Source organism: Novosphingobium fuchskuhlense (assembly GCF_001519075.1).
Lineage (GTDB): Bacteria > Pseudomonadota > Alphaproteobacteria > Sphingomonadales > Sphingomonadaceae > Novosphingobium > Novosphingobium fuchskuhlense.
Genome location: NZ_KQ954244.1, coordinates 1,902,832 through 1,924,882 on the forward strand (window position 1 = coordinate 1,902,832; position 22,051 = coordinate 1,924,882).

The 22,051-nt window shown below is 67.1% G+C and carries 21 protein-coding genes; 7 read left to right on the forward strand and 14 right to left on the reverse strand.

The window, feature by feature from the left end; translation table 11 throughout:
• Positions 1-11: 11 nt before the first annotated feature.
• Genes bchO through bchI form a run of 3 tightly spaced genes read right to left on the reverse strand, consistent with a single transcriptional unit; the run spans position 12 to position 3,573 of the window.
• Positions 12-887: an alpha/beta fold hydrolase BchO gene (bchO, locus tag AQZ52_RS08900; RefSeq protein ID WP_067908641.1), complete on the reverse strand. Its 876-nt coding sequence runs from the start codon at positions 885-887 to the stop codon at positions 12-14.
• The gene (locus tag AQZ52_RS08905) at positions 884-2,575 is read right to left on the reverse strand and encodes a magnesium chelatase subunit D (RefSeq protein ID WP_067908643.1); all 1,692 of its coding nucleotides are present in this window, start codon (positions 2,573-2,575) and stop codon (positions 884-886) included. The genes bchO and AQZ52_RS08905 overlap by 4 nt, the downstream gene beginning before the upstream one ends.
• The gene (gene bchI, locus AQZ52_RS08910; RefSeq protein WP_067908646.1) at positions 2,572-3,573 is read right to left on the reverse strand and encodes a magnesium chelatase ATPase subunit I; all 1,002 of its coding nucleotides are present in this window, start codon (positions 3,571-3,573) and stop codon (positions 2,572-2,574) included. Before bchI ends, AQZ52_RS08905 begins: the two co-directional genes overlap by 4 nt.
• Positions 3,574-3,674: 101 nt before the next feature.
• Between bchI and AQZ52_RS08915 the strand changes: the two genes are divergently transcribed.
• From AQZ52_RS08915 to AQZ52_RS08925, 3 genes are all read left to right on the forward strand, one after another.
• Positions 3,675-4,895 carry a DUF3422 domain-containing protein gene (locus AQZ52_RS08915; protein ID WP_067908647.1) on the forward strand — a complete coding sequence of 407 codons (1,221 nt, stop codon included), beginning with the start codon at positions 3,675-3,677 and terminating at the stop codon, positions 4,893-4,895.
• Between the two features lie 86 nt (positions 4,896-4,981).
• Positions 4,982-6,139, forward strand: a complete 1,158-nt coding sequence (locus AQZ52_RS08920; protein ID WP_067908649.1) for an acyl-CoA dehydrogenase family protein — start codon at positions 4,982-4,984, stop codon at positions 6,137-6,139.
• A 110-nt stretch (positions 6,140-6,249) separates the two neighbouring features.
• Positions 6,250-6,675 carry a CHRD domain-containing protein gene (locus tag AQZ52_RS08925; RefSeq protein ID WP_067908651.1) on the forward strand — a complete coding sequence of 142 codons (426 nt, stop codon included), beginning with the start codon at positions 6,250-6,252 and terminating at the stop codon, positions 6,673-6,675.
• Between the two features lie 1,371 nt (positions 6,676-8,046).
• Here the strand turns inward: AQZ52_RS08925 and AQZ52_RS08930 are convergent.
• The 4 genes from AQZ52_RS08930 to AQZ52_RS08945 all read right to left on the reverse strand — a co-directional run bounded on the left by AQZ52_RS08930 (position 8,047) and on the right by AQZ52_RS08945 (position 12,153).
• Positions 8,047-9,276 carry an argininosuccinate synthase gene (locus tag AQZ52_RS08930; RefSeq protein WP_067908657.1) on the reverse strand — a complete coding sequence of 410 codons (1,230 nt, stop codon included), beginning with the start codon at positions 9,274-9,276 and terminating at the stop codon, positions 8,047-8,049.
• Between the two features lie 98 nt (positions 9,277-9,374).
• Positions 9,375-10,244 (reverse strand): calcium-binding protein, encoded by an 870-nt coding sequence (locus AQZ52_RS08935; protein ID WP_067908661.1) that lies wholly within the window; start codon positions 10,242-10,244, stop codon positions 9,375-9,377.
• Positions 10,245-10,437: 193 nt separating this feature from the next.
• Positions 10,438-11,682, reverse strand: coding sequence for an SAM-dependent methyltransferase (locus tag AQZ52_RS08940; protein WP_067909759.1), 1,245 nt, complete (start codon positions 11,680-11,682; stop codon positions 10,438-10,440).
• Between the two features lie 99 nt (positions 11,683-11,781).
• Complete coding sequence (locus AQZ52_RS08945; RefSeq protein ID WP_067909762.1) at positions 11,782-12,153, reverse strand: glycine zipper 2TM domain-containing protein; 372 nt, start codon at positions 12,151-12,153, stop codon at positions 11,782-11,784.
• Between the two features lie 296 nt (positions 12,154-12,449).
• Here AQZ52_RS08945 and AQZ52_RS08950 point away from each other — a divergent pair, with 296 nt between their 5' ends.
• Entirely contained in the window at positions 12,450-13,715 is a 1,266-nt protein-coding gene (locus tag AQZ52_RS08950) for a hypothetical protein (protein ID WP_156424830.1), read from the forward strand.
• A 615-nt stretch (positions 13,716-14,330) separates the two neighbouring features.
• On the opposite strand, the gene rlmN is transcribed toward AQZ52_RS08950, so the two are convergent.
• The 5 genes from rlmN to AQZ52_RS08980 are packed head-to-tail and all read right to left on the reverse strand — an operon-like array spanning position 14,331 to position 17,153.
• A complete protein-coding gene (rlmN, locus tag AQZ52_RS08960; protein WP_156424831.1) occupies positions 14,331-15,620 on the reverse strand; it encodes a 23S rRNA (adenine(2503)-C(2))-methyltransferase RlmN in 1,290 nt (429 codons plus the stop codon).
• Between the two features lie 33 nt (positions 15,621-15,653).
• On the reverse strand, positions 15,654-16,142 hold the full coding sequence (locus AQZ52_RS08965; RefSeq protein WP_067908670.1) for an invasion associated locus B family protein: 489 nt from the start codon (positions 16,140-16,142) through the stop codon (positions 15,654-15,656).
• Positions 16,139-16,342: a hypothetical protein gene (locus tag AQZ52_RS08970; protein ID WP_067908673.1), complete on the reverse strand. Its 204-nt coding sequence runs from the start codon at positions 16,340-16,342 to the stop codon at positions 16,139-16,141. Before AQZ52_RS08970 ends, AQZ52_RS08965 begins: the two co-directional genes overlap by 4 nt.
• The gene (locus tag AQZ52_RS08975) at positions 16,342-16,524 is read right to left on the reverse strand and encodes a DUF4169 family protein (protein WP_067908675.1); all 183 of its coding nucleotides are present in this window, start codon (positions 16,522-16,524) and stop codon (positions 16,342-16,344) included. The genes AQZ52_RS08970 and AQZ52_RS08975 overlap by 1 nt, the downstream gene beginning before the upstream one ends.
• Positions 16,524-17,153 carry a phosphoglycerate mutase family protein gene (locus AQZ52_RS08980; RefSeq protein ID WP_067908677.1) on the reverse strand — a complete coding sequence of 210 codons (630 nt, stop codon included), beginning with the start codon at positions 17,151-17,153 and terminating at the stop codon, positions 16,524-16,526. The genes AQZ52_RS08975 and AQZ52_RS08980 overlap by 1 nt, the downstream gene beginning before the upstream one ends.
• Positions 17,154-17,671: 518 nt before the next feature.
• Between AQZ52_RS08980 and AQZ52_RS08985 the strand changes: the two genes are divergently transcribed.
• Both AQZ52_RS08985 and AQZ52_RS08990 read left to right on the forward strand, forming a co-directional pair.
• Positions 17,672-18,550 carry a 2OG-Fe(II) oxygenase gene (locus tag AQZ52_RS08985; RefSeq protein WP_067908679.1) on the forward strand — a complete coding sequence of 293 codons (879 nt, stop codon included), beginning with the start codon at positions 17,672-17,674 and terminating at the stop codon, positions 18,548-18,550.
• A 97-nt stretch (positions 18,551-18,647) separates the two neighbouring features.
• The gene (locus tag AQZ52_RS08990; RefSeq protein WP_067909768.1) at positions 18,648-19,112 is read left to right on the forward strand and encodes a TspO/MBR family protein; all 465 of its coding nucleotides are present in this window, start codon (positions 18,648-18,650) and stop codon (positions 19,110-19,112) included.
• 69 nt (positions 19,113-19,181) lie between these two features.
• Here AQZ52_RS08990 and AQZ52_RS08995 read toward each other — a convergent pair whose 3' ends face one another.
• Positions 19,182-19,667: a GreA/GreB family elongation factor gene (locus AQZ52_RS08995; protein ID WP_067908681.1), complete on the reverse strand. Its 486-nt coding sequence runs from the start codon at positions 19,665-19,667 to the stop codon at positions 19,182-19,184.
• A gap of 94 nt (positions 19,668-19,761) precedes the next feature.
• Here AQZ52_RS08995 and AQZ52_RS09000 point away from each other — a divergent pair, with 94 nt between their 5' ends.
• Positions 19,762-19,965, forward strand: a complete 204-nt coding sequence (locus tag AQZ52_RS09000) for a hypothetical protein (RefSeq protein WP_067908683.1) — start codon at positions 19,762-19,764, stop codon at positions 19,963-19,965.
• 3 nt (positions 19,966-19,968) lie between these two features.
• Here AQZ52_RS09000 and AQZ52_RS09005 read toward each other — a convergent pair whose 3' ends face one another.
• Positions 19,969-21,975: a lytic transglycosylase domain-containing protein gene (locus AQZ52_RS09005; protein WP_240481491.1), complete on the reverse strand. Its 2,007-nt coding sequence runs from the start codon at positions 21,973-21,975 to the stop codon at positions 19,969-19,971.
• Positions 21,976-22,051 lie beyond the last annotated feature (76 nt).

The window sequence follows — 22,051 nt, forward strand, 5'->3', positions numbered from 1 at the left end:
TTTCCTCCCTCTCAGGCCTGCACCGCCGCATCGGCCAGCACGGCCTCGGCGGTACGATCCGCGTCCTCTTCGTGCGCCAGGTGGCCCAGTCCTGCAAGCACGCTGAGCCGGGCCCCGGGGATCAGCTTCACCGCCTGCTCGATCGAACTCGTCGGCACCGCGGCATCCCTGGCGCCGTGGATCAGACGCACCCGCGCGGCGACCTTGGGCAGATCGCGCTGCAATCCGGCCAGATCCCATCCCGCCATCATCTCCAGCGCCCCTCGGCAATGCAGCGCATTGCCCAGCAGCAGGGCATAGCAGCGTACGCCCTCGGCATCGATGTGCGAACCGGTTGATCGGACCAGCAGCCGCCCGGTATCGCCCGAAGTGCGCGCGCTTGCGGCAAACAGGCGCGGCACGAGCGGATTGAGTACCAGCGCGCGCGCCAGCCCCTGAAACAGCGGCGCGAAGAAGCCCGGAAACGGCGTGAGCGCAGCATTGAGGCCGATGACTTCGGGCACGTCCAGCCCATCGCGGACCATGCGCAGCGCAATCGCCGCCCCGGCAGAATGGCCGATCAGCCGCACGGGCCGCACGTCCATGGCCGCGAGCAGCGCGGTGACGGCGGCGGCCATGCCCGGCAGGGTCAGCCCGCCCGCCGGCCGGCCCCGGGTGAAGCCGTGGCCGGGCAGATCCATCGTGATCACGCGGGCATCTTTCGCCAGCAGAGGCATCAGGTGCCGCCAGCTGTGCGTGGCCGCGCCCGTGCCATGGAGCAGGACCACGGCGGGGCCTTCGCCCATCTCCTGCACGTGCCATGCCAGCGGTCCGGCCTGTACGAACCGGCTGACCGCGCGATGGGGCCAGTCGCGCCCGTCCGTTTCCCACGCGAGCGGCTTGCTCATGCAAGGGCTCCGATGACTTTGCTCAAGACCGTCGCATTGGCCTGCGGCAGCGGCACATAGCGCGCGCGCATGGCCGCCGCGACGGCCGCCGCTTCGGGGCGGGGGCGGGGGGAAATGTCGATCACCACCCCGGCAAGCCCGGCCGCCGCAATCGCGCGTCCGGCCTTCAGCGCATCCTCTGTCGCCGCCGCGCGATTGGTGCTGCCGTCCAGCGCGATATTGCCGCGCCCGTCGGTCAATAGAACCAGAAGCGGCGTATAGCCCCGCCGCGCAAGGCCCGTGCCGAGCGTGCAGACCATCGAAAGCCCTGCCGCCAGCGGGGTTCCACCGCCGCCCGGCAGTTCGGTCAACGCGCGCCGGGCGCGGGTGAGCGAGCGCGTCGGCGGGAGCAGAAGTTGCGCGTCCTGCCCCCGGAACGCGACGAGTGCGACTTCGGTGCGCTTCACATAGGCTTGCGCCAGAAGCAGCTCGACCGCGCCCTTGGCTTCGGCAAGGCGAGTGAACGCCGCCGAGCCCGAGGCATCGACGGCAAAGATCGTGACCGATGCACTGCGCGCCTCGAACCGGCGCACGCGCACATCGTCCTTCATGATCCTGAGGCCGCTGTGCGTTTCGCCTTCCGTGCGCCGCAGCGCCTGCCACGGCACCGCAGCCCGCAGCGTATCGATCAGCGCCAGCCGCGCGCCACCACGCGGCAAGCCCTGCCGCGCCGCCAGTGGGCGGCCCCGCAGCGGCGAAAGGTGCCGCGCGCCGCCGCCGCTGCCCGCGCCGCGCCGCGTGCGGCCGTCCGCCAGGGCTTCGAGCAGGCCCGGCGGGATCGCAGCGGCTGCCGCTTCGATCAGTTGATCGGGATCGGGTGTGCCATTGTCCTCCTGCTCCTCGTCGCCGGGGGTATCGGCATCGCTTTCGGGTGGTGGTGGGGGAGGTGGCGGGGGCTCGGCGTCCGCGTCGTCTTGCGGCGGCGGGGGCAGGCGGGTGGCGCGCGGGGCGAGCACCAGCCGGGCCGCCGCCGCAAGATCGCTTTCCTGCACGAAATCGCGCCCATCGAGCCGCGCGCTGGCGCCTGCGGTGAGTGCGGCAAAGCGCAAGGCCCGCCCGGAATCAACGCCCAGCGCCAGGGAAACCGCCGCCAGCGCTTCCAGCCCCGCCGCGCTGCACGCCGGTATCTCGGCGGGAGAGGCGAGGGGGGCGGGAAGCGCGGTGCTCGCCAGATCGCCGGGCGCGGCGCTACCCAGATCGCAGGCGAAGGCCACCCGCTCGGTCAGGCTCAGCGGCGGCATTTCGTCGCGCTCCGCCCCGTCATCCAGCAGCACCAGGCCGAAGCGCTCCGCCGGCTCGGCATGGTCCAGCGCCTGCGCCACGCTGCCTGCCAGCGCCGGCGTGATCCGCTCGGCCAGCGGGGCGATCACCACGCCGCCGCGTGCTTCCTCGAGGAACCCGGAGCGCGAAACGCTGCGTCCTGCCGCAAGGCTCGCGGCCAGATCGATCCCGCCATGCAGCCGCTCGCCGTCGATATGCGCGGGCATGCGCCTGAGCCGCACCGCGCTCCCCAGCCGCTCGACCAGCGCATCGCGCGCCGGGCCGGGGCCGCGCAGCCAGAGCCCGCCGAAGCCCGCCGGCCAGAGCGCAAAGGCGCGCAGCGCCAGCGCCGCATCCGCTGCGGCGGGCGGCGCATCAGGCGATGTCATCCAAACACCTCGGCCACCGCGCGTTCGATGCGGGTGGTCGAGCCGGTCTCGTCCAGCACATCGCGGCGCAGGCGGTGGCGCAGCGCCATGGGGGCGACCGCGATCACATGCTTGCGCTTGACCGTATCGGCGCCTTCCAGCGCCGCTTGCGCCCGCGCCGCGCGCATCAGGGTCAGCTCGCCGCGCAAGCCGTCCGCCCGGCAGGCCATGCACAGGCGCGAGGCATCGTAGAGCACTTCGTCCGGCGTCTCGACCGAGGGCAGGCGCGTGCGGCCCTTTGCGATCTTGCGCACGATCTTCGCGTCCGCCGGCGCCCATTCCGCACAGAACGCCGCCGGATCGCGCTCGTGCGCGGCGCAGCGGCGCATGATCTCTACGCGCGCGTCCAGCGTCTGCGGCGTGCGCACTTCCACCGAAAGCCCGAACCGGTCGAGCAGCTGCGGCCTCAGTTCGCCTTCCTCCGGATTGCCGCTGCCGATCAGCACGAACTTCGCCTTGTGCCGCACCGAAAGCCCCTCGCGCTCGACGAGGTTCTCGCCCGAGGCCGCGACATCGAGCAGCAGATCGACGAGGTGATCCTCCAGCAGGTTGATCTCGTCGATATAGAGAAAGCCCCGGTGCGCCTTGGCCAGCAGCCCCGGCTCGAAGCGCTTTTCGCCCGAACGCAGCGCCCGCTCCAGATCGAGTGCGCCGATCACGCGGTCCTCGGTCGCGCCCAGCGGCAGGTCTACAAACGGGACCGCGCGCTTCGCCGTCTTCTTCGATGTACAGGGATCTGGACAGGTGCCCGCATCGGGCGGTGCGCAGCCGAAGCGGCAGCCTTCCACCGCGGTGATCGGCGGCAGGATCGCGGCAAGTGCCCGCGCTGCCGTCGATTTTCCGGTCCCGCGATCGCCGAAGACCATCACGCCCCCGATTGCGGGATCGACAGCGGCCAGCAGCAGGGCCTGCTTCATTTCGTCTTGCGCGACGATGGCGGAGAAGGGGAAGCGGTTCATAGTGTCAACCAATCTGGACTATACGGGTTGTAACGGCAAGTGTGCTGTGAAAGACTATGGCCGAGGCGCGAAGCAGCGCCGGACGGGGAGTGCCTGAGGCCATGCTGAACGAACACCGGCTTCGGCGCGAGATTGTCGGCGAGATGCATCTGCGGCGCTGGCCGCCCATCACGCCGCCGATGACGATCGTCCAGATCCTGCGAATCGGTCCGTCCGAAGGTCTGCCCCCCTTTCGCGGAGGTCCCGCCTTCGCCGCCGAACCGGGCCAGCGCCATATGCAGGGCATCCTTGCCGAGGGTCTTCTCTTCACATGGGAACGCCACAGCGAGGCCACCACGCTCACCGTCTTCGCGCGGCCCGACGCGCCCTTGCTCGATGAAGCCCGCGCCTGGGCCGAAAGCGCCCCGGGCGAAGTGCTGCGCGCCACGCTCATCGATATCGAGGCCGATGCCGCCGCAGCCGCCGCCCGCATGGCTGCGTTCGAGATCGATCCCGCCGAACTGGTCTGCTGCGATTTTGGCGGCGGCGCCCGGCTCTCGTCCGATTTCCGCATCAAGGAAGAAGGCTACGGCCGCCTCGTCGTCGCCGCCGGCCAATTGGGCCCGGTTGATCTCGCCCGCGCCGTCCAGTCGCTGCAGGAACTCGGCAACTACCGCAACATGGCGCTCCTTGGCCTCCCCGTCGCCCGCGCCGTCTGGGGCAAGCTCGATGCCGCCGAGGAGGAACTGCGCGCCTTCGGCCGCCGCCTTGAATCCGATGCCATCTCCGACAACGAGCTGCTCGATTCGCTCTGCGCCATGAGCCTTGAGCTTGGCACCATCGCCAGCGACACGCGCTACCGCCTCAGCGCCACCGCAGCCTATGCCCGGCTGGTGGACGAACGCCTGGCCACACTGGCTCCTGTCGCCATCCCCGGTTTTGCCAGCCTCGCCGATTTCACCCAGCGGCGCTTCCATCCCGCGATCCGCACCTGCGAGACCGTGGTGCGCCGCCAGCAGGAACTCGCCGAACGCTCGGCCCAGCTCACCTCGCTGCTGCGCACCCGGATCGAGACGCGGATCGAGGACCAGAACGGCCAGCTCCTCAAATCCCTGGAAAGCGCGACCCGCACGCAGCTGCGCCTCCAGCACCTCGTCGAAGGGTTCTCCACAGTCGCCATCACCTACTATGCCGTTTCGCTCCTCGCCTATCTCAGCGGCGGCCTCGCGCTCTTCGGCGTCCACGTGGAGCACGATATCTTCGCCGCGCTGGTGATCATTCCCGTCTTCATCATGCTCTACGTCTATCTGCGCCGCGAACGCCACCGCCTCGCCGCAGACTAGCAAATTTGCACCACAAGCCCCGCTTTACGGCGGCGAAAAGGCAGGCAATAGCCTTCCGCAACAATCGTTTCGGGGAGAGCGGAACCATGGCCGAAGAAGAAACCTTTGCAGACCTGCGCGAAGGCGTACGCAAGCTCTGTGCGCGCTTCCCCGGCAGCTACTGGCAGGCGCTCGACCGCGACCGGAAATATCCCACCGAATTCGTGACCACCCTTGCGCAAGAAGGCTGGCTCTCGGTGCTCATCCCCGAAGCCTACGGCGGCTCCGGCCTCGGCCTCGCGGCGGCGACGGCCGTGCTCGAGGAAGTCCACCGTTCGGGGTGCAACGGCGGCGCCGCCCACGCGCAGATGTACACGATGGGCACGCTCCTGCGCCACGGCTCCGAGGAACAGAAGGACCGCTACCTCCCCGCAATCGCGCGCGGAGACCTGCGGCTCCAGGCCTTCGGCGTCACCGAACCCACCAGCGGCACCGATACCACGCGCCTTACCACGTTTGCCCGCAGGGATGGCGACCGCTACGTCGTCAACGGCCAGAAGATCTGGATCAGCCGCGCCGAGCATTCCGATCTCATGGTCCTCCTCGTGCGCACCACTGCGCGCGATGACTGCGCCAAGTCTACCGATGGCATGAGCGTCCTTCTCGTCGACATGCGCGAGGCGGTCGGCAACGGCCTCACTATCCGCCCGATCCGCACCATGCTCAACCACGCAACGACCGAGCTGTTCTTCGACGATCTCTCGGTTCCGGCCGAAAACCTCATCGGCAAGGAAGGCGATGGATTCCGCTACATCCTCTCCGGCATGAATGCCGAACGCATCCTCATTGCGTCGGAATGCATCGGCGATGCGCGCTTCTTCATCGACCGCGCCAGCGCCTACGCCCGGGAGCGCTCCGTGTTCGGGCGGCCCATCGGCCAGAACCAGGGCGTGCAGTTCCCCATCGCCCGCGCCTATATCCAGACCACCGCCGCCGCGCAGATGGTGGCCGATGCCGCCGCGAAGTTCGATGCGGGCGAGGGTGCCGGCACCGAAGCCAACATGGCCAAGCTGCTCGCGTCCGAAGCCTCGTGGTTCGCGGCGGACATGTGCGTGCAGACCCATGGCGGCTTCGGCTTTGCCGAGGAATACGACATCGAGCGCAAGTTCCGCGAAACCCGCCTCTATCAGGTTGCACCGATCTCCTCGAACCTCATCCTCAGCCATGTGGCGACGCACGTCCTGGGCCTGCCGAAGAGCTTCTAGGTACAAGCCTTTTGCGCACAGGGACGGGGAGGCGTAGGATCAGCGCGCAAGCGCAGGCCCGGCGCCGAGTCCCATGGCGCGCAGAGCGGGCCACCGCAGGAGACGATGCAATGAAACGGTTCCTCATCCTCGCTGGCACCGCTGCCGCATTCGCGCTGGCCCCTGTCGCCGCCGCCGCGGAAACGGTGGTGCTCACGGCCAACCTCTCCGGTGCAAACGAAGTGGGCGGCGGCGCGCCTGACGGCAACGGTGCCTTCCGCGCCGAGATCAACACTGAAACCGGCGACTTCTGCTACACGCTCTACGGCGAGAAGATCTCGGCCCCCACGATGGCTCACGTCCACACCGGCGCGGCGGGCGTCAACGGCGGCCCCGTCATCACGATGGACGTCACCGGCAAGGGCAGCGACATGTGTATCGCGGTCGAGCCCGACAAGTTGAAGCCTATCGTTGCCAACCCGTCGGGCTTCTATGTCAACATCCACACGGCGGGCTTCCCCGCCGGCGCCGTGCGCGGACAACTGACCAAGGGCTAAGCTCTCAGCCCCACCTCTTCTGAGGAGGGAGGCGGCGGGTGGCGGCCCCAGCCATGCTCGGCCTACAGGACAAAAAATCGGGACGGCCCCAAAGAAGCCGTCCCGATCAGTAAAAGGCGCTGCGCAAGCAAATCGCCTTCGGGTCGCAAGCCCCGATTAGCCGGTTTGCATGGCAGTCCTGTGGCACGGATCACAGGCGCGCGAGAAAATGGCGGAAAAAATGATGTCTCCGGCAGGTAAGGGCCACCACCTCGGCAGTCCGATTGTCGTCTCGGGCTTCATGAACAGCAGACACGCCCGGCATTGATAAAGCGCTGTCCTACACGGATCGCTCTGCAGCATGATGCCCACATGCTCTATGAAACCCTCTCGAACCGCCAATTTGCGCGCTGCGCGGGCACGGCCGCTTGGATTGCTGCGGAGGCTGACAGTTTCCGCTCAGGACTGTGTCAACCGTGTCAACCTGATCCCGATCCGGGACACGGGGCCGGTCTTCTGAAGGCTGGCGACCGCAGCCGAAGCCTGCGACTCGAATGCCTGAACAGCAAATGCCCGAAGAGCAAATGGGGGCCGGCATCGCTGCCGGCCCCCACTGTCGCTGCTGCTGGCACTCTGGCTTTCCAGCGCCTGAGCTCACCGCGTCCATCCGCCGTTCCCTGCCCTTCGGTTCCCGTCCTTTCGAACGGCCCGCTCCTTCGAGCAGCACACCTCCGGTCCGCTTCACCGTCCGGTCGTTCCCGCGTGGCGGGCTCTTCCCGTTCGGCGCTGCCTTCAGTCCTGCGGCGTCCGCAGTTCCTGACCGCATGGGCCTGGCAGTCGCTGGCGCCCGTGCCGCATTCGCCGCGTTACCGCGCCTCCTGCCGCTGCAAGCGTGTTTCCTTCGCTCTTCCTCGGGCGACGCTCCCGCCGGTCCGGCCTGGCGGCCTCGCCATTGGACGATACCCCCCGTGGGGAGAGAAGGGCCCGTCTGCACAGTCTGGCGTGCTGCCCCTCGCGTTGCATCTGCTGGGTGCTGCCCCCGGCCTTTCGACCATCGGCCCTGCCGCATCTGCCTTGCTTCGGGACGCCATTCCGGCTTCCGGAGCCGGTCTTTCCGGTCTGCGCCTCCACCGCTTCCAGCCGCGCCTCAGCACGTTGGAACTGGTTTCAACGCATACTTTCCGGACCTGCCCGATCAGGAAATTTTCACCTTCTGATCAGTGCCTTGCGGCTCTTTTCAGGAGGCTGACTTCCCTCTCGACACGACAGATGCTGCGCTCCGGATCTGAGTCGCACAAGCAGCAAAAAGCAAAGTTATCCACAGGCAGCCCAAAGGCTGGTGGACAACTTCGCAAGCTGCGGAAACGTCTCAGGTTTTGATTCGGGCGGGTCTCAGTGGCCGCGCTGGGCCAGCAGACGAAGCCGCAGCGCGTTGAGCTTGATGAAGCCCGCTGCGTCCTTCTGGTCGTAGGCACCGGCATCGTCTTCGAACGTCACGTGGCGTTCCGAATAGAGGCTGTCCGGAGACCTGCGGCCAACGACCGAGGCATTGCCCTTGTAGAGCTTGAGGCGGACAGTGCCGTTCACCCGCGCCTGGCTGTGATCGATCGCGGCTTGCAGCATCTCGCGCTCCGGGCTGAACCAGAAGCCGTTGTAGATGAGCTCGGCGTACTTTGGCATCAGCTCGTCCTTGAGGTGCGCGGCGCCCCGGTCGAGCGTGATGCTCTCGATGCCGCGGTGCGCGCGGGCATAGATCTCGCCGCCCGGGGTCTCGTACATGCCGCGGCTCTTCATGCCGACGAAGCGGTTCTCGACGAGATCGAGGCGGCCGATGCCGTGCTTGCGGCCAAGCTCATTGAGCGCAGCAAGCAGAGTGGCTGGCGACATCACCTCGCCGTTGAGAGCAACGCCGTCGCCCTTGGCAAAATCGATGGTGATGTATTCAGGCGTGTCCGGCGCGTCCTCGGGGTTCACGGTGCGGCTGTAGACGTAGTCCGGCGTCTCCTGCCACGGATCTTCCAGCACCTTGCCTTCCGAGGAGGTGTGCAGGAGGTTCGCGTCGGTCGAGAACGGGCTTTCCCCGCGCTTGTCCTTGGGCACCGGGATCTGATGCGCCTCGGCCCAGGCGATCAGCGCGGTGCGGCTGGTGAGATCCCATTCGCGCCACGGAGCAATGACCTTGATGCCCGGCTCCAGCGCATAGGCAGACAGTTCAAAGCGCACCTGATCGTTGCCCTTGCCGGTGGCACCGTGTGCGACCGCGTCGGCGCCAGTTTCCCGCGCGATCTCGATCAGGCGCTTGGAAATGAGCGGGCGGGCGATCGAGGTGCCGAGCAGGTAATCACCTTCATAGCGGGCATTGGCGCGCATCATCGGGAAGACGAAATCGCGCACGAATTCCTCGCGCAGGTCGTCGATGTAGATGTGCTCGGCCTTGACGCCCATCAGTTCGGCCTTGGCGCGGGCCGGGGCGAGTTCCTCGCCCTGGCCGAGATCGGCGGTGAACGTCACCACCTCGCAGCCGTACGTCACCTGCAGCCACTTGAGGATGACGCTGGTATCGAGACCGCCCGAATAGGCGAGGACGACGCGCTTGATATCGGAGCGCTTTGGTTCAGACATGGCAGCCAGCTTCCCGTGGACAGGTAGTGAATGGCGCGGCGGCTAGCAGGGCCGCCGCGCGCGTGCAACCACCGTGCTGTCTGCGCATGGCCTGCAGGTCAGAGGATCAGGTTCTCGAGGCCGATGATGGTGGGGAGGCGGATTTCCAGATCGGCCGCGCCGTCGCCGTTCACATCACCCCTGATCCAGCTGAACTGGTAGCCGTCCTCACCCGCGCCGATTGCGCCGCGCAGCAGCCAGAGCTCGCCCGCATGGCCTGTGGGAGCATCGACGAGCGTGAAGTGCTGGTTGCCGGCCTGCGTCGTATCGGCATCGACTGCGGACAGATCGATCAGGTCGTGTCCGCGCGGATTGGCCGAATTGAAGGCGCGGAAGTTGTTGAAGATATCGACCGCTCCCGGCGTCGAATCCGTGGCCGAGGTGTAGATGAAGCGCCAGCCGCCGGCAGTTCCGTTCTGGAAATGATCGATGCCGCTGCCGCCAGTGACGTGCGCGGGCCCGTCCGAGGAGAAATCATCGTTGCCAGCGCCTCCGATCAGACGATTGCGCCCTGCGCCACCGGCCAGCACATCGTTGCCGTCGCCGCCGCTCAGAACGTCGTTGCCGCCTCCGCCGACGAGCACGTCGTTGCCTTCGCCGCCGGCAAGGCGGTCCGCCGCGTCGCCGCCGACGAGGGTGTCGTTGCCTCGGCCGCCGAGCAGGGTATCCCGTCCGCCGCCGCCGACAATCGTGTCATTGCCGGCAAGGCCGCGGATCGTCTCGTCTGCGAGGCTGCCGGTGATCGTGTTGTCGAGCGTGTTGCCGGTGAGCACGGCGCGGCGACCGCCAGCATCCCCGGCCGTCACGACCAGATCGGTAGCGTCGCGGTCAAGCCGGTAGTCGACGCCCGGCGCGACTTCGACGGGCCTCGCCGGGCTTGGGGCGGCGGGAATACCGTGCGGGAACGAGGCGGACGACAAACGGCGCATCGGACAGGACCTTCGTTACGTTGCAATGCGCCAGAACGTTGGCGTTCGCGGGGCCAATTGCAACAGTCGCGGTGCGCAAGCCGCGCTGCTCCTGTCTCACCTTGCGACAGGGGTAACCATGTGCGGCAATGTGCGGTCCGCAGGTGTCCCACGCGGGGACACTGGCGGCTGTGGAGCTTGAGCGCAGGCCTGCTCAGGCCGGACGGTGGCGATCGCCGCGGTAGGCCAGCTCGGCGTCGCGGATATAATTGCGCGTGAGCGGCAAGGCATCGCGGTTGCGCACGATCTGGAGCTGGAAATTGACCAGATCGGCGTGCTCGAAGCCCGTAGCCGCACCAGCGAGGTAAAACTGCCACATGCGGAAGAAGCGCCCGTCGTAGATGCGGGTGATCGTTTCTTCCTGCTCGGCGCAGCGCCTGTACCACTCGCGCAATGTCAGCGCGTAGTGGCGGCGCAGGATCTCGCAATCGGTGAGCATGAGCTTGCACGGCTCGATCGCCTTCACCGTCTCGCTCAGCGACGGGATGTAGCCGCCGGGGAAGATGTACTTGCGCGTGAAATCGTCGGTGATGTTGGGCGGTCCGGACCGGCCGATGGTGTGCAGCAGCATGACACCATCGACCGCGAGCAGATCGTGGGACTTGCGGAAGAAGGTCTCGTAATTGGGCACGCCGACATGCTCGAACATGCCGACCGAGACGATGCGGTCGAACGGCCCCTGCTGGTCGCGGTAGTCGGTGAGGCTGAAGGTCACCTTGTCCGCCACGCCTTCGCGCTCCGCCCAGGCCTTGGCATAGCCGATCTGTTCGACGCTGAGGGAGATGCCGTGTATCGAGGCACCGGAGATCTTGTGGAGATGCAGCGCCAGCCCGCCCCAGCCGCAGCCGATATCGAGCACGCGCATGCCGGGCTGCAGGTTCAGTTTGGCCGCAATGTGGTCCATCTTGGCTATCTGGGCTTCCTCGAGCGTGGTGACGCCTTCGTCCCAATAGGCGCAGGAATACTGGCGTGCGGGATCAAGGAACAGGTCGTAGAGGCGGTCGTCGAGATCGTAATGATGCGCGACGTTGCGCTTTGAGGAGCGGCGCTGGTTGATCTGGTCGAGACGGCCGGTGATGGCCACACGCGCCTTGTCGAACAGGTTCAGGTTGTCGAGATCGCCGCCCTTGTCCCACGGATTGTTGCGGCGGATGAAGCCGACGAAATCCATGATGTCGCCGTTCTCGATGGTGACGCGCCCGTCCATGAAGCATTCCGCCATGCCGAGGCTTGGATTGCGGGCAATCGCAGCGGGCACGCGCGCATCGTGGAGCCTGAGGCCAAGGTCCGGCCAGCCTGTCGTCGCCTTGCCATAAAGGCGCTGGCGCCCGGAAGCCTCTGTCAGCGTCAGCGTGCCGCTTTTTACCAATCGGCGCAGCGCGGCATCGAGCAAAATCATGGACATGGGGCGCGACCTCGTTGACCGGTTAACCGGTGCACATGGCTATGACGCGCAAACGCCGCGCGGGCAAGCGGCGCGGCGGAAATGTGCTATGCATCAGCGGCATCGCGAGCCGCTGCGGTCGATCTCGCGGCCCAGCAAAGCGCCGCCTGCTGCGCCGAGGAGCGTGCCGAGCGTGCGGTCTCCGCGCGTGTCGATCGTGCGGCCCACGAGTGCGCCGCCGACTGCGCCGATCACCAGGCCGGTCGTACCATTGCTGCGCTTGCAGTAGTAGCGCCCATCGCGTCCGCGCCAGACCTGGTCATGGCTGGAGAGGGGACGCGGCTCAGCATAACGGCCATAGCGATCGTATTCGCTGTGGTGGGCACGGCGACCATGGGCGGGTGCCCAGTAAGGCGGGTCAGCGAGTGCGGGGACTGCGCCTAACCCGGCGCCAGCGAGCGTGGCAGCGATGATGAACCTGTTCATGGTGCGCATCCTTTCGGTGTTGCTGCGGGTGTGACGGATCATGTCCCGGAACCGTGGAACTGCGATGCCCAACCGCCGATGAACGCCCGCGCAAAGGCGACGAACTGGGTGCAAGGCACGCTGAAATACTCTTTTGGATCAAAAAACTTTCCTACAAAAACCATATAGGTTAGTTTTGGCGCGCTTCCCCCGCTCTCCGGAGAGATTTCATGCCCAACCCACCCGTTACCTTTCCCGCTCTGTTCACACCCGCCAACGCAGTCGCTTTCACGAATGTTGATGGAACGGCCCAGAATGTGAGTGCAGCTGCGCCGCTGCCGGTCGCAATCTCCGGGAGCGTGGGGACGCAGCCGGTGAGTGCCGTCAGCCTGCCGCTGCCTGCGGGTGCGGCGACAGCGGCAAACCAGACGGCAACAAACCTCTCGCTGGCTGGGATTTCGGGGCAGCTTCCCGCGACACTGGGCCAGAAGACGATGGCGCAGAGCTTGCCGGTCGCGCTTGCAAGCGATACCGCAACGCTTGGTGTCACAGTGGGCAACTTCCCGGCAACACAGGCGGTCAGCGCTTCAAGCCTGCCACTGCCTGCGGGCGCGGCGACGGCTGCGAACCAGACGGCGACCAATACATCGCTGACGGCCATTTCGGGGCAGCTCCCGGCGAGCCTGGGGGCGAAGACAGCGGCAGCAAGCCTCTCGATCGGAATGGCCAGCGATCTTGCCAATCTTGAACCTGCCGCTGCGGCCATCACCGGCACGACCATGCCGACGGGCGGCACCGGCCTGACCGGTTGGCTTTCGGCGATCTACCGCTCGTGCAGCGAAGGTGCGACCGTCTCGGGCAGCGTGACGTCAGCCACCACCGTCGTTGCCGCCAGCAACAACCTTTACATGGGTGGCTCGTTCCATGTCACGAATGCGGGCACGACCTGCACGATTACCTATGAGCAATCGAACGACAACACCAACTGGGTCACGCTTCCGGTCATTTCGGCGGCGGCGCCGACGGCAGCGCCTGCCACGACCTCGACGGCTGCGGGGGTCTTTACATACGTTTCTTCGGCGGCCTTCGTGCGGGCCCGTGTCTCGACCTATACCAGCGGCACCGTCGCGGTGGTGCTCAGCCAGAAGCAGCAGGTGGCACCGTCCAGCGGAGTTTCGCTCGCGGCGGGCACATCGGGCATCGGCAGCGTTTCGGTGACCGGCACGGCGACCATTTCCGGCACCGTCAATGCCGGCACGGGTTTCACCGACAGCACTGCTGCGCTTGCCGCCTCGGCCACGTTCACCGGCACGGGCCGGGCCAACAGCGCAGGCCAGCTGGCCTTCTTCAACGCCACCGCCTTTGCCGATCAGGCGGGAACGCTGTTCATCGACCAGTCGCTCGATACCGGTGCGACCTATCAGGCCATCGCCAGCCAGGCCGTGGCCGCGGGTGGCGCAAGCAACCTCTCCGTGCGCCTCTGCGGGGCGGTGGGCACGGCGACGCTGTACCGGGTCCGCTACGTCAACGGTGCGACGCTGCAGACGACCTTCAGGCTTTCGAGCAGTTTCTCGGCAAGTTGACGGGATATTCCACCCGATTCTGCCCCGCCGGCACTTCGCTTGGACCAGCGCTGGTCGGGATTTAAATGGCCCTGCCACTCCTCGGGGAGCGGCGGGGCTGTTCTCGATGATAACACGAGCACGCGGCGCGTTCCGTTCCCCGTTGTGGCTATAGACAAAGCGCTCGCACAGCCTGAGCCCGAACACCGTCGTTTCGCGGATAAGCGTGAGTTCCTGCGCGCTCCAGGTGCCTCATTGGGATGCTGCGGATATCCTGTTCGGGTGTGTCGCAGCGTACTTCAAGGACAAACGTACCGGCTGCGATGCTTGGCGGCGGCGGCTTACATCTGCGGCCGGCCAACTTGACGATGAACTTTTCGAAGCGATCCCTGTCCGCGAGGTTCAGATACTCCACGCGGCTCGCCTGCCAGCCCTTCGGGTCAGTGACGACCTCGCTGTAGATGCCCTGCCGGGGAAATGGCAGTGCCTGTTCTGCCTGTGGTATCGGCTGGGCCTTGCAGCTGCAGGCGCAGCAGGCTGCCAGGACCAGGTTTCTGCGCACCATTGTTCTCCCTTGCCGGCAAGGTGCCCTCGGGCGCTGTCGGCGGAGACTATGCTGACCAGGAAAAAGTGCGGTTATCCCAGCGCGGCCTGTTTCTCTTCCAGGAGCCGATCGAGCTCGGCGCGTGTCTTGCGCTCGGCTGCGGTCTTGAGCTGTCCGCAGGCAGCATCGATATCGCGCCCGCGCGGCGTGCGCACGGGAGCTGAGATGCCGGCGTTGAACACGATCTCGGCAAACCGCCTGATGCGCTCGGGCGCCGAGCATTCATAGGGGGCGCCCGGCCAGGGGTTGAAGGGAATGAGGTTCACCTTGGCAGGCAGGCCGTACTGCTTGATCAGGCGGACAAGCTCGTGCGCATCGCTATCGCGGTCGTTCTTGTCCTTGAGCATCACATATTCGAACGTGATGCGGCGTGCGTTGGAAGCGCCGGGATAGTCGGCGCAGGCCTGCAGCAATTCCTCGATGCCGTATTTGCGGTTGATCGGAACAATCTCGTCGCGCACCTCCTTGGTCACCGCATGGAGCGAGACTGCAAGGTTGACGCCGATTTCCTCGCCCGCGCGGGCCATCATCGGCACGACCCCACTGGTCGAGAGCGTGATGCGGCGCTTGGAGAGGGCGAGCCCGTCGCCGTCCATCACCACCTTCAGGGCATCGCGGACATGGTCGAAATTGTAGAGCGGTTCGCCCATGCCCATCATCACGATGTTGGTCAGGAGGCGGCCGTCCGGCGTGTAGTCGGTCGCTGCTTCGTCGTCGCCATCGTCGAAATCGTCATCGCTGTCCGGCACGGCCATCGAGCCGCGCGGCCATTCGCCCAGCACGTCGCGGGCGAGCATGACCTGGCCAACGATCTCGCCCGGCGTGAGATTGCGCACGAGCCGCATCGTGCCGGTGTGGCAGAAGCGGCAATTGAGCGTGCAGCCGACCTGGCTCGAGACGCAGAGCGTGCCGCGCGTGGCATCGGGGATGAACACCATCTCGAAATCGTGGTTATCGGCCGTGCGCAGCAGCCACTTGCGCGTGCCATCGTTCGACACCTGTGCTTCGACCACATCGGGCCGGCCGATCACGAAGCGCGCTGCCAGCCAGGGGCGCATCGCCTTGGCAATGTCCGTCATCGCCTCGAAGTCGGTCACGCCGCGATGATAAAGCCAATGGAACACCTGCTTCGCGCGCAGTTTGGCGGCCTTGGCATCGAGCCCGGCTTCGCCCAACAGCGCCGCAATCTGCGGCCGGCTCAGGCCGATCAGGTCGACCCGGCCATCTTCACGCGGGGTCACCTCGCGGGGAACGGGAACGGGATCGATATGTCCCGGGATCGGCATGGTCAGGCTTTGTGGGGCAATCTGCATCGCGCGCATATAGGGGCAAGCGGGCGCAGGCGCAAACGGGCGTCAGTTCTGTGCGCAGCCCAGCATCGCGGCGTCCATCGCCGAGGCGGCCCCTGCCAAGGTGTAGCTATCGGTGAAGACCTTGCCGCCAGCGCTGCGGGCAGTGACGCTCAAAGTCGCGGCGGAGCGCATCGCGGCGACAATGGCCGCATCCATGCGCCGGTCTGCCGACCAAGCATCCGCCACGCCGGCGACGAGGGCGAAACGCTGGCCGCCGACAGCAAGCGTGACCGTGCTGGAAGGCCCGATCTTGCGCGAGAGCCGCACGTGAATTTCGCCGCGCACCCCGCGTCGGGGCCAGGTGCCGACCGTGAAGTAGGGCTGCAACTCATTGCTGCGCCCCGCGACGGTATCGGCCATGGCAATGGCGTAGCAGCGAGGCACCCCCGCATCGGAAAAGGCACCCCAGCTGTTCCAGATGCCGAGGCTGTCACGCGCCATCGCGGGCGCGGCGGCGAGCAGCGATACGGCGGCCAGCGCCCATCGTTTCATGGGTCGATCAGATCGAGATAGGCGACGACGTCGTTGTCGGTCGCGATGAAGAGGTCGGCCTGGATCTCCTCCGGCTGCTGCGCGGCAAGGTGCAAGGCTTCGGCGAGGGTGCCGTAGAGCAGCGTCTGCGCCGCGCCGCCTTCGGGGCCGTCGGCGAGGTGGTAGAGGCGCACGCTGGTGCTGTCGCTGGTCGAGCGCATCAGTCGCTACCTTCCCGCTTCACCCCATCGAGCAGCCGCGCGGCGCGATCCGCTTCGGCGCGGCTCGCGGTCCGTTCGGCGCGGGTGCGGCCGTGGGCGGCGCGGTTGGCCTGCGCTTCGGCTTCCTTCGTGCGGCGTGCTGCCGCCTTGCGGGCGAGGCGCAAGTTGACGACTTCGCCCATCAGGCGTGCTCGCTGCCCCGCTGCGAGCCGAACAGCACGCGCTCGCGGCCATCCTGAACCAGCGAGATCGAGCCCTGGACAAGCGAGGGCGCGATGGGAGCGCCGAGATCGGGGTGGACGGGATAGCCCGCCATCATCCCGCGCAGAACGCGGCTGGAAATTCCGTGCATGACCACGATGTGGTCCCCGTCGATCCCGGCGGTCTCTTCGAGCCAGTTCGCCAGCCGCGCGGCAATCATCGTATAGTCCTCGCCATCAGGTGCGGGGCGCAGGAGGTGATCGGCGATGACGATGGGGCCGACCTCGGCCTCGACATCGTCGTAAAGGCGGCCGCACCATGAGCCCATGTCGATCTCCTTGAGATCATGGGTGCGCCGTGCGGCGAACCAGTCCAGCTCCAGTTCGTGCGCGATCATCGCTGCGGTCTGCAGCGCGCGGCCGGTTTCGGAGACGTGGAGCGTGACGGCGGGCGAGGGCCCGAGCACCTCGCGCAGCGCCGCGCCCATGGCGTGGGCCTGCTGCACACCAAGCGCGGTGAGCGGGGTGTGGATGTGGTTCGCCTGAAGGCGGCGGGCGGCGTTGTAGACGGTTTCGCCGTGGCGCATGATGAAGAAGCGGGAGCTGGGCATGACGCCTCTGATAGCGGGAAGGACGGCGGAAGGCGAGGGGCAGGGGGCGGTTTAGGGCCGGGAGGTTGACACGGTTGACACAGTCCAGAGCGAAATAGAGAGCTCCGGGAGTCCGGCTCTCAAGCGCATGAAAAACAAGAATAATAGCGCAAATCTCCGCCAACCCGCCCCAGGGCTGGCTGACACGCGTGTTGGAAACGGCCCACCGGACAAATGCAGCCATCCGCCAACCCCCGTGTGGGCAGGACGAGCGGGCCGCTTGCAGCTTGCACGACCATGACGGTTCAAAGAGCGACCCGCACCATGCCACTGGCGGGGGTGTGTAGGAAACCGATTTGCGTGATCTCCACTTTGGTTCGCCGCGCTTTGCGGACGGCCCTTTGCGGACGGCCCTTTGCGGACGGCCCTGTGCGGACAATCGCAGCACGGACGCTCCACCCTGCGCAACGATCCCTAGTTGGCGCCCTAGTTGGCAAGGGCGGGCGCGGGGCGCATCTTCGTTACGCGACGGACGCGAGGTGCACACCATCAATCTGCAGGGTTCCTGGACGCGGCGCGAAGCGGCCGAGCTTCCCGATCTGGGGGACGCGGGGCTGCGTGCGCGGTTCCGGGCCGCGTTTGCCGGGGCGCAGCCGTTTCCGCATCTGGTGGTGGGCGGGTTGTTCGATCCCGCATTCCTGCTGCGGGTGGCGGGGGAGTTCGACGGCGGCCTGACGGGCGGGCGCGCGATTGCCAATGCGCGCGAGCGGACGCATCGTTCGGGCCGGCCATCGGCTTTCGGGCCGGCCACGCAGCGCTATTTCGATCTGATGCACCGGCATGCGATGGTGGATTTCCTGCAGGACATAACAGGCCTCGCCCCGCTGATCGTCGACCCCATGCTGATGAACGGCGGGCTCCACGAGAGCCGCGATGGCGGGCGCTTTGCGATCCACCGCGATTTCAACCGGCACCGGCAGACCATGCTCGACAATGCCCTCGTCGTGATCACCTATCTCAATGCCGATTGGCAGCCGGAATGGGGCGGCCAGCTGGAACTGTGGTGCGCGCGGCGCAAGCGGGTGGTGCGCTCCATCGCGCCGGAACTGGGGCGGACGGTGATCATGGCGCACGGGGCGCACAGCTGGCATGGCCACACCGTGCCAATCGACACGGGCGGAACCACGCCGCGCCGTTCGGTCGCGACGTATTACTACACCCGCCGGATCGGCCTGCGCGAGCGGCTGGGCTATCACAGCACGGTGTTTGCACTCGACGGCAAGGGCCGGTTTGCCCCTTCGGATGTGGTGCCCGCCGGCGCGGGTGCGAGCCTGCGCCAGCGCGCGGGCGAAGCGGCGCGGCAGGTGGTGCCTCCGGTGTTTTGGAACCTGGGACGGCATCTGGCCGGCAAGCTCTGAGCGCTTGCCTCTTGAAACCGCTGTCGCTGCGCGGTGGAGTGTGGCAAGCGCTGGTCTCTCATCGGCTAACCTGATCGGCTTTTTGCTTGTGCTGTCCATGCCTGTTGTTGTTGCCGCTGGTGGTGCGATCCTGCTCGGTGTCGTCGGCGGGCTGATGACGCCGATCGGCTCCTGGTACGCGAACCTGAGAAAGCCGCGGCTGCAGCCGCCGAACTGGCTGTTCGGCCCGGCTTGGACGGTGATCCTGGGCCTTGCGGCGTGGTCCGCGGCGGCGGCGTGGGAGGCCGCCACCAGCGATGCCGCGCGCATGAGCGTGGTGATCCTGTTTGCCACCAATGCGCTTTTCCATCTCCTGTGGAGCCCGCTGTTCTTCAAGCTGCGGCGGCCGGACTGGGCGCTGATCGAGGTCGTGTTCCTGTGGGCCTCGCTGGTGGCGCTGGTGGTGGGGCTGTGGCCGATCTCGCCCTTCGCGGCCAAGCTGATCCTGCCCTATCTGGCGTGGGTGAGCTTTGCGGCGTGGCTCAACTGGGCGATCGTGCGGCTTAACGCGCCGTTTCGCTGAGAAAGACCCCTCCGACCCGCCTGCGGCCGGCCACCTCTCCATTTGTGCTGCGCAAAAATGGAGAGGAGCTCAGGCGGCGGGATAGGTGATCGCGATCACTTCCCATTCCTTTTCGCCGCCGGGAAGCCTGACCTTGCGCAGATCGCCCACCCGCGCGCCGCGCAGGGCGCGGGCAATCGGGGCGCTCCAGCCGATGCGGCGGGCGGTGGCATCCTGCTCGTCATCGCCGACAAGGGTGAGGACCAGCCTCGCATCGTCCTCGTCGGCGATCTCGACCGTGGCGCCGAAGAGGACGCGGGTCTGGTCCGGCTGGCCGGCGGGATCGATCACGCGGGCGGCCTTCATCCGCTTGGCGAGAAAGTTCAGCTCGCGGTCGATCTCGCGCATGCGCTTGCGGCCATAGAGATAATCGCCGTTTTCGGAGCGGTCGCCGTTGCCCGCCGCCCAGCTCACGATCTCGACAATCGCGGGGCGCTCGGTGCCGAGCAGATGATCATAGCGGGCGCGCAGCGCGGCCATGCCGGCGGGGGTGATCGGGTTGCCATCAGGTTGCATTGTTTGCGGTGTAGCCGGGGATGGCCCTGCTTGAAAGGTTGCCCCGGTCGAGGCTCGGCCCTAGGGCGGGGGCATTGCTTTCGACGAGGATATCATGGCCAAGACCATCGCGCTGACGCTGACCGAAGACGAACTCGAGATCCTGGTGGACGCGCTCGAGGCGGACCTCGAAGGCTATGCCGAAGCGGCCGAGGAAGCCAAGGCCGACAACAACAAGGAAGACGTCGAGACGTTCAAGCTGGCGGCGCTGAACATCCAGAAGCTGCTGGCCCGGCTGCAGGACATGCTGCCCGACTGAGCCTTATCCCGGTTGCGGCTTGCCGAGGAAATGGCTGAGCGGATTGGGGCCGGTGTAGCTGGCCTTGTCCGGATACATCGCTTCGTAGACGACGGCGTTTTCCATCACGCGCTGGACGTAGTTGCGCGTCTCTGACAGCGGGATGCGCTCGATCCAGTCTATCCAGTCGGGATTGCCGCTGCGCGGATCGCCATTGGCGCGCAGCCACTTGTTCACATTGCCCGCGCCCGCGTTGTAGGCCGCGACGGCGAGGGGATAGCTGCCGTTGAAATAGGTGAGCAGGCGCTGGAAATAGGCGCCGCCGACCTGGAGGTTGAAGCCGGCATCATCGATCAGCGCCGACGCCGAGAACGAGAGGCCAAGTTTGCCGGCCTGCTCGCCCGCCGTGGCGGGCATGAGCTGCATGAGGCCGCGCGCGCCGGCATGGCTCACGGCGTTCTGGGCAAACTGGCTTTCCTGCCGGGCGATGGCGTGGATCATCGTCCAGGCGTGCTCGTAGCCCTGCGGCACCGGGATCACCGGGAAAGCGACATGCTGGAAATCGAGGTAGCCTCGTGCGGCAGCGGCCTGGCCCACGATCACGCCAAGATCGCGGCGGCCGATTTCGCGCGCGAGCTGGGCGACGAGGACGTGCTGGCCCTTGGTCTGCTGCTGGTCGCTGATCTCGCGGAAGAAGCGGACGGTGGTGCGCCAGTCCGCGTCGCGGGCGGTTTCGCGCACGGCCTCGGTGAGGAGCGAGGCGTTGAAGCGGGCGCGCTCCTCGGGCGTAGGCTGGACATCGGCATCGGCCGCAAAGCGCGGGACCTGGCGGCCGAGGCGCTCAAGCGCGAGGAGGCCGTAGAACTGGTCGGCATACGTGGCGGCCATTTCGAAATAGCGCAGCGACACGGCTTGCTGCCCGCCCTGCGCGGCGGCAAGGCCGGCCCAGTAGAAGCCCTTGGCCCGCGTGCCCGGTGTGCGCGCGGCCGCGCCATAGCGCCAGAACAGCGGCGCGGCATCGGCGCCGCTTCCCAGCTGGCGCAGTGCCTGCTGGCCGCCGAGCCACATCAGCGAGGTGTAGTCGTCGCGCAGATCATAGGGCATCTGGCTGACATCTTCGCTCCGCGCGAAGGCATCGTCGATCCCGGCGGCGATGCGCCAGGCGGTGCGCGCATCGCCCGCCGCCGCCGCCCCGCGCGCATTGGCGAGGAGTTCATCCACCCACTTGTCGCGGCTCAGCGGAGGCCGGGCGAGCAGCGGGCGGTTGGCCAGCAGGGCTTGCGCTGCGGGTCCATTCCCCTGGCGGCGCAGCTGCCGCGCGCGCGACCAGATGAAGCCGGGATCGGCATTGAGCACCTCGCCGCTGAGGCCATCGGCTGCGGCATAGGGATCGAGACCGATGAGCGTGGCCAGCCGCGCTGCAAACAGGCCGCGCCGGGCCTGGCTGACGCGCGCGGTCTGGCGCGCGGCGGGGGAGGGGTTTCCGGCCCAGAGCAGCGCGTCCATCCGCGCGTCTTCGTCATCGGGCGTGAAAGTGCCGCCCCACCCGGCGAGGATCGCGGCTTCCGATGCCTCGCTCATCGAACCGCCGCGCCAGGCCGCGCGCGCCACGCTGTCCGCTTCGGGGCGGCCGAGCGCCTTGAGCGCAAGGGCATATTGCGCGCGAGCGGGGTTTGTCAGCGGGGGCACGCGGTCGAAGAAGGCCGTGACGGCGGCCGGATCGGCACCTTGCCGTTCGAGCGCGACTTCGGCGGCGCGGCGCAGCTTCTCCTCCTCGGGAAAGCCGCGATAGCTGAGGATGAAGCCCGAATAGTCCGAAAAGGCATAGGCATTCGAGGCGGTGAGCATCTGCCAGCGGCTGATTGCCTGGGCCATCGGGCCCTGACCCTGCGCGACGAGCCTGGCGCGCGCGGCATCCCACGCCGTGGCGCCGGCATCGACATCGCTGGCGTGGCACGCCGCCGAGGCGGCCAGCACGGGGAGCAATGCGCCGCCCAGCAGCAGCTTTCGCAAGCTCGCACTCATCTCCATGCTGGACATTCCGGCTTTCGTCTTCCTATCAGGCGCCTATCACGGCGGCGTTTGGGCTGCGAACGCCGCGGCAGAA

Coding starts and splice junctions, on each gene's coding strand:
- bchO (WP_067908641.1), bottom strand. CDS start 887: ATGAGCAAGCCGCTCGCGTGGGAAACGGACGGGCGCGACTGGCCCCAT.
- AQZ52_RS08905 (WP_067908643.1), bottom strand. CDS start 2,575: ATGACATCGCCTGATGCGCCGCCCGCCGCAGCGGATGCGGCGCTGGCG.
- bchI (WP_067908646.1), bottom strand. CDS start 3,573: ATGAACCGCTTCCCCTTCTCCGCCATCGTCGCGCAAGACGAAATGAAG.
- AQZ52_RS08915 (WP_067908647.1), top strand. CDS start 3,675: ATGCTGAACGAACACCGGCTTCGGCGCGAGATTGTCGGCGAGATGCAT.
- AQZ52_RS08920 (WP_067908649.1), top strand. CDS start 4,982: ATGGCCGAAGAAGAAACCTTTGCAGACCTGCGCGAAGGCGTACGCAAG.
- AQZ52_RS08925 (WP_067908651.1), top strand. CDS start 6,250: ATGAAACGGTTCCTCATCCTCGCTGGCACCGCTGCCGCATTCGCGCTG.
- AQZ52_RS08930 (WP_067908657.1), bottom strand. CDS start 9,276: ATGTCTGAACCAAAGCGCTCCGATATCAAGCGCGTCGTCCTCGCCTAT.
- AQZ52_RS08935 (WP_067908661.1), bottom strand. CDS start 10,244: ATGCGCCGTTTGTCGTCCGCCTCGTTCCCGCACGGTATTCCCGCCGCC.
- AQZ52_RS08940 (WP_067909759.1), bottom strand. CDS start 11,682: ATGATTTTGCTCGATGCCGCGCTGCGCCGATTGGTAAAAAGCGGCACG.
- AQZ52_RS08945 (WP_067909762.1), bottom strand. CDS start 12,153: ATGAACAGGTTCATCATCGCTGCCACGCTCGCTGGCGCCGGGTTAGGC.
- rlmN (WP_156424831.1), bottom strand. CDS start 15,620: ATGCGCGCGATGCAGATTGCCCCACAAAGCCTGACCATGCCGATCCCG.
- AQZ52_RS08965 (WP_067908670.1), bottom strand. CDS start 16,142: ATGAAACGATGGGCGCTGGCCGCCGTATCGCTGCTCGCCGCCGCGCCC.
- AQZ52_RS08970 (WP_067908673.1), bottom strand. CDS start 16,342: ATGCGCTCGACCAGCGACAGCACCAGCGTGCGCCTCTACCACCTCGCC.
- AQZ52_RS08975 (WP_067908675.1), bottom strand. CDS start 16,524: ATGGGCGAAGTCGTCAACTTGCGCCTCGCCCGCAAGGCGGCAGCACGC.
- AQZ52_RS08980 (WP_067908677.1), bottom strand. CDS start 17,153: ATGCCCAGCTCCCGCTTCTTCATCATGCGCCACGGCGAAACCGTCTAC.
- AQZ52_RS08990 (WP_067909768.1), top strand. CDS start 18,648: ATGCCTGTTGTTGTTGCCGCTGGTGGTGCGATCCTGCTCGGTGTCGTC.
- AQZ52_RS08995 (WP_067908681.1), bottom strand. CDS start 19,667: ATGCAACCTGATGGCAACCCGATCACCCCCGCCGGCATGGCCGCGCTG.
- AQZ52_RS09000 (WP_067908683.1), top strand. CDS start 19,762: ATGGCCAAGACCATCGCGCTGACGCTGACCGAAGACGAACTCGAGATC.
- AQZ52_RS09005 (WP_240481491.1), bottom strand. CDS start 21,975: ATGGAGATGAGTGCGAGCTTGCGAAAGCTGCTGCTGGGCGGCGCATTG.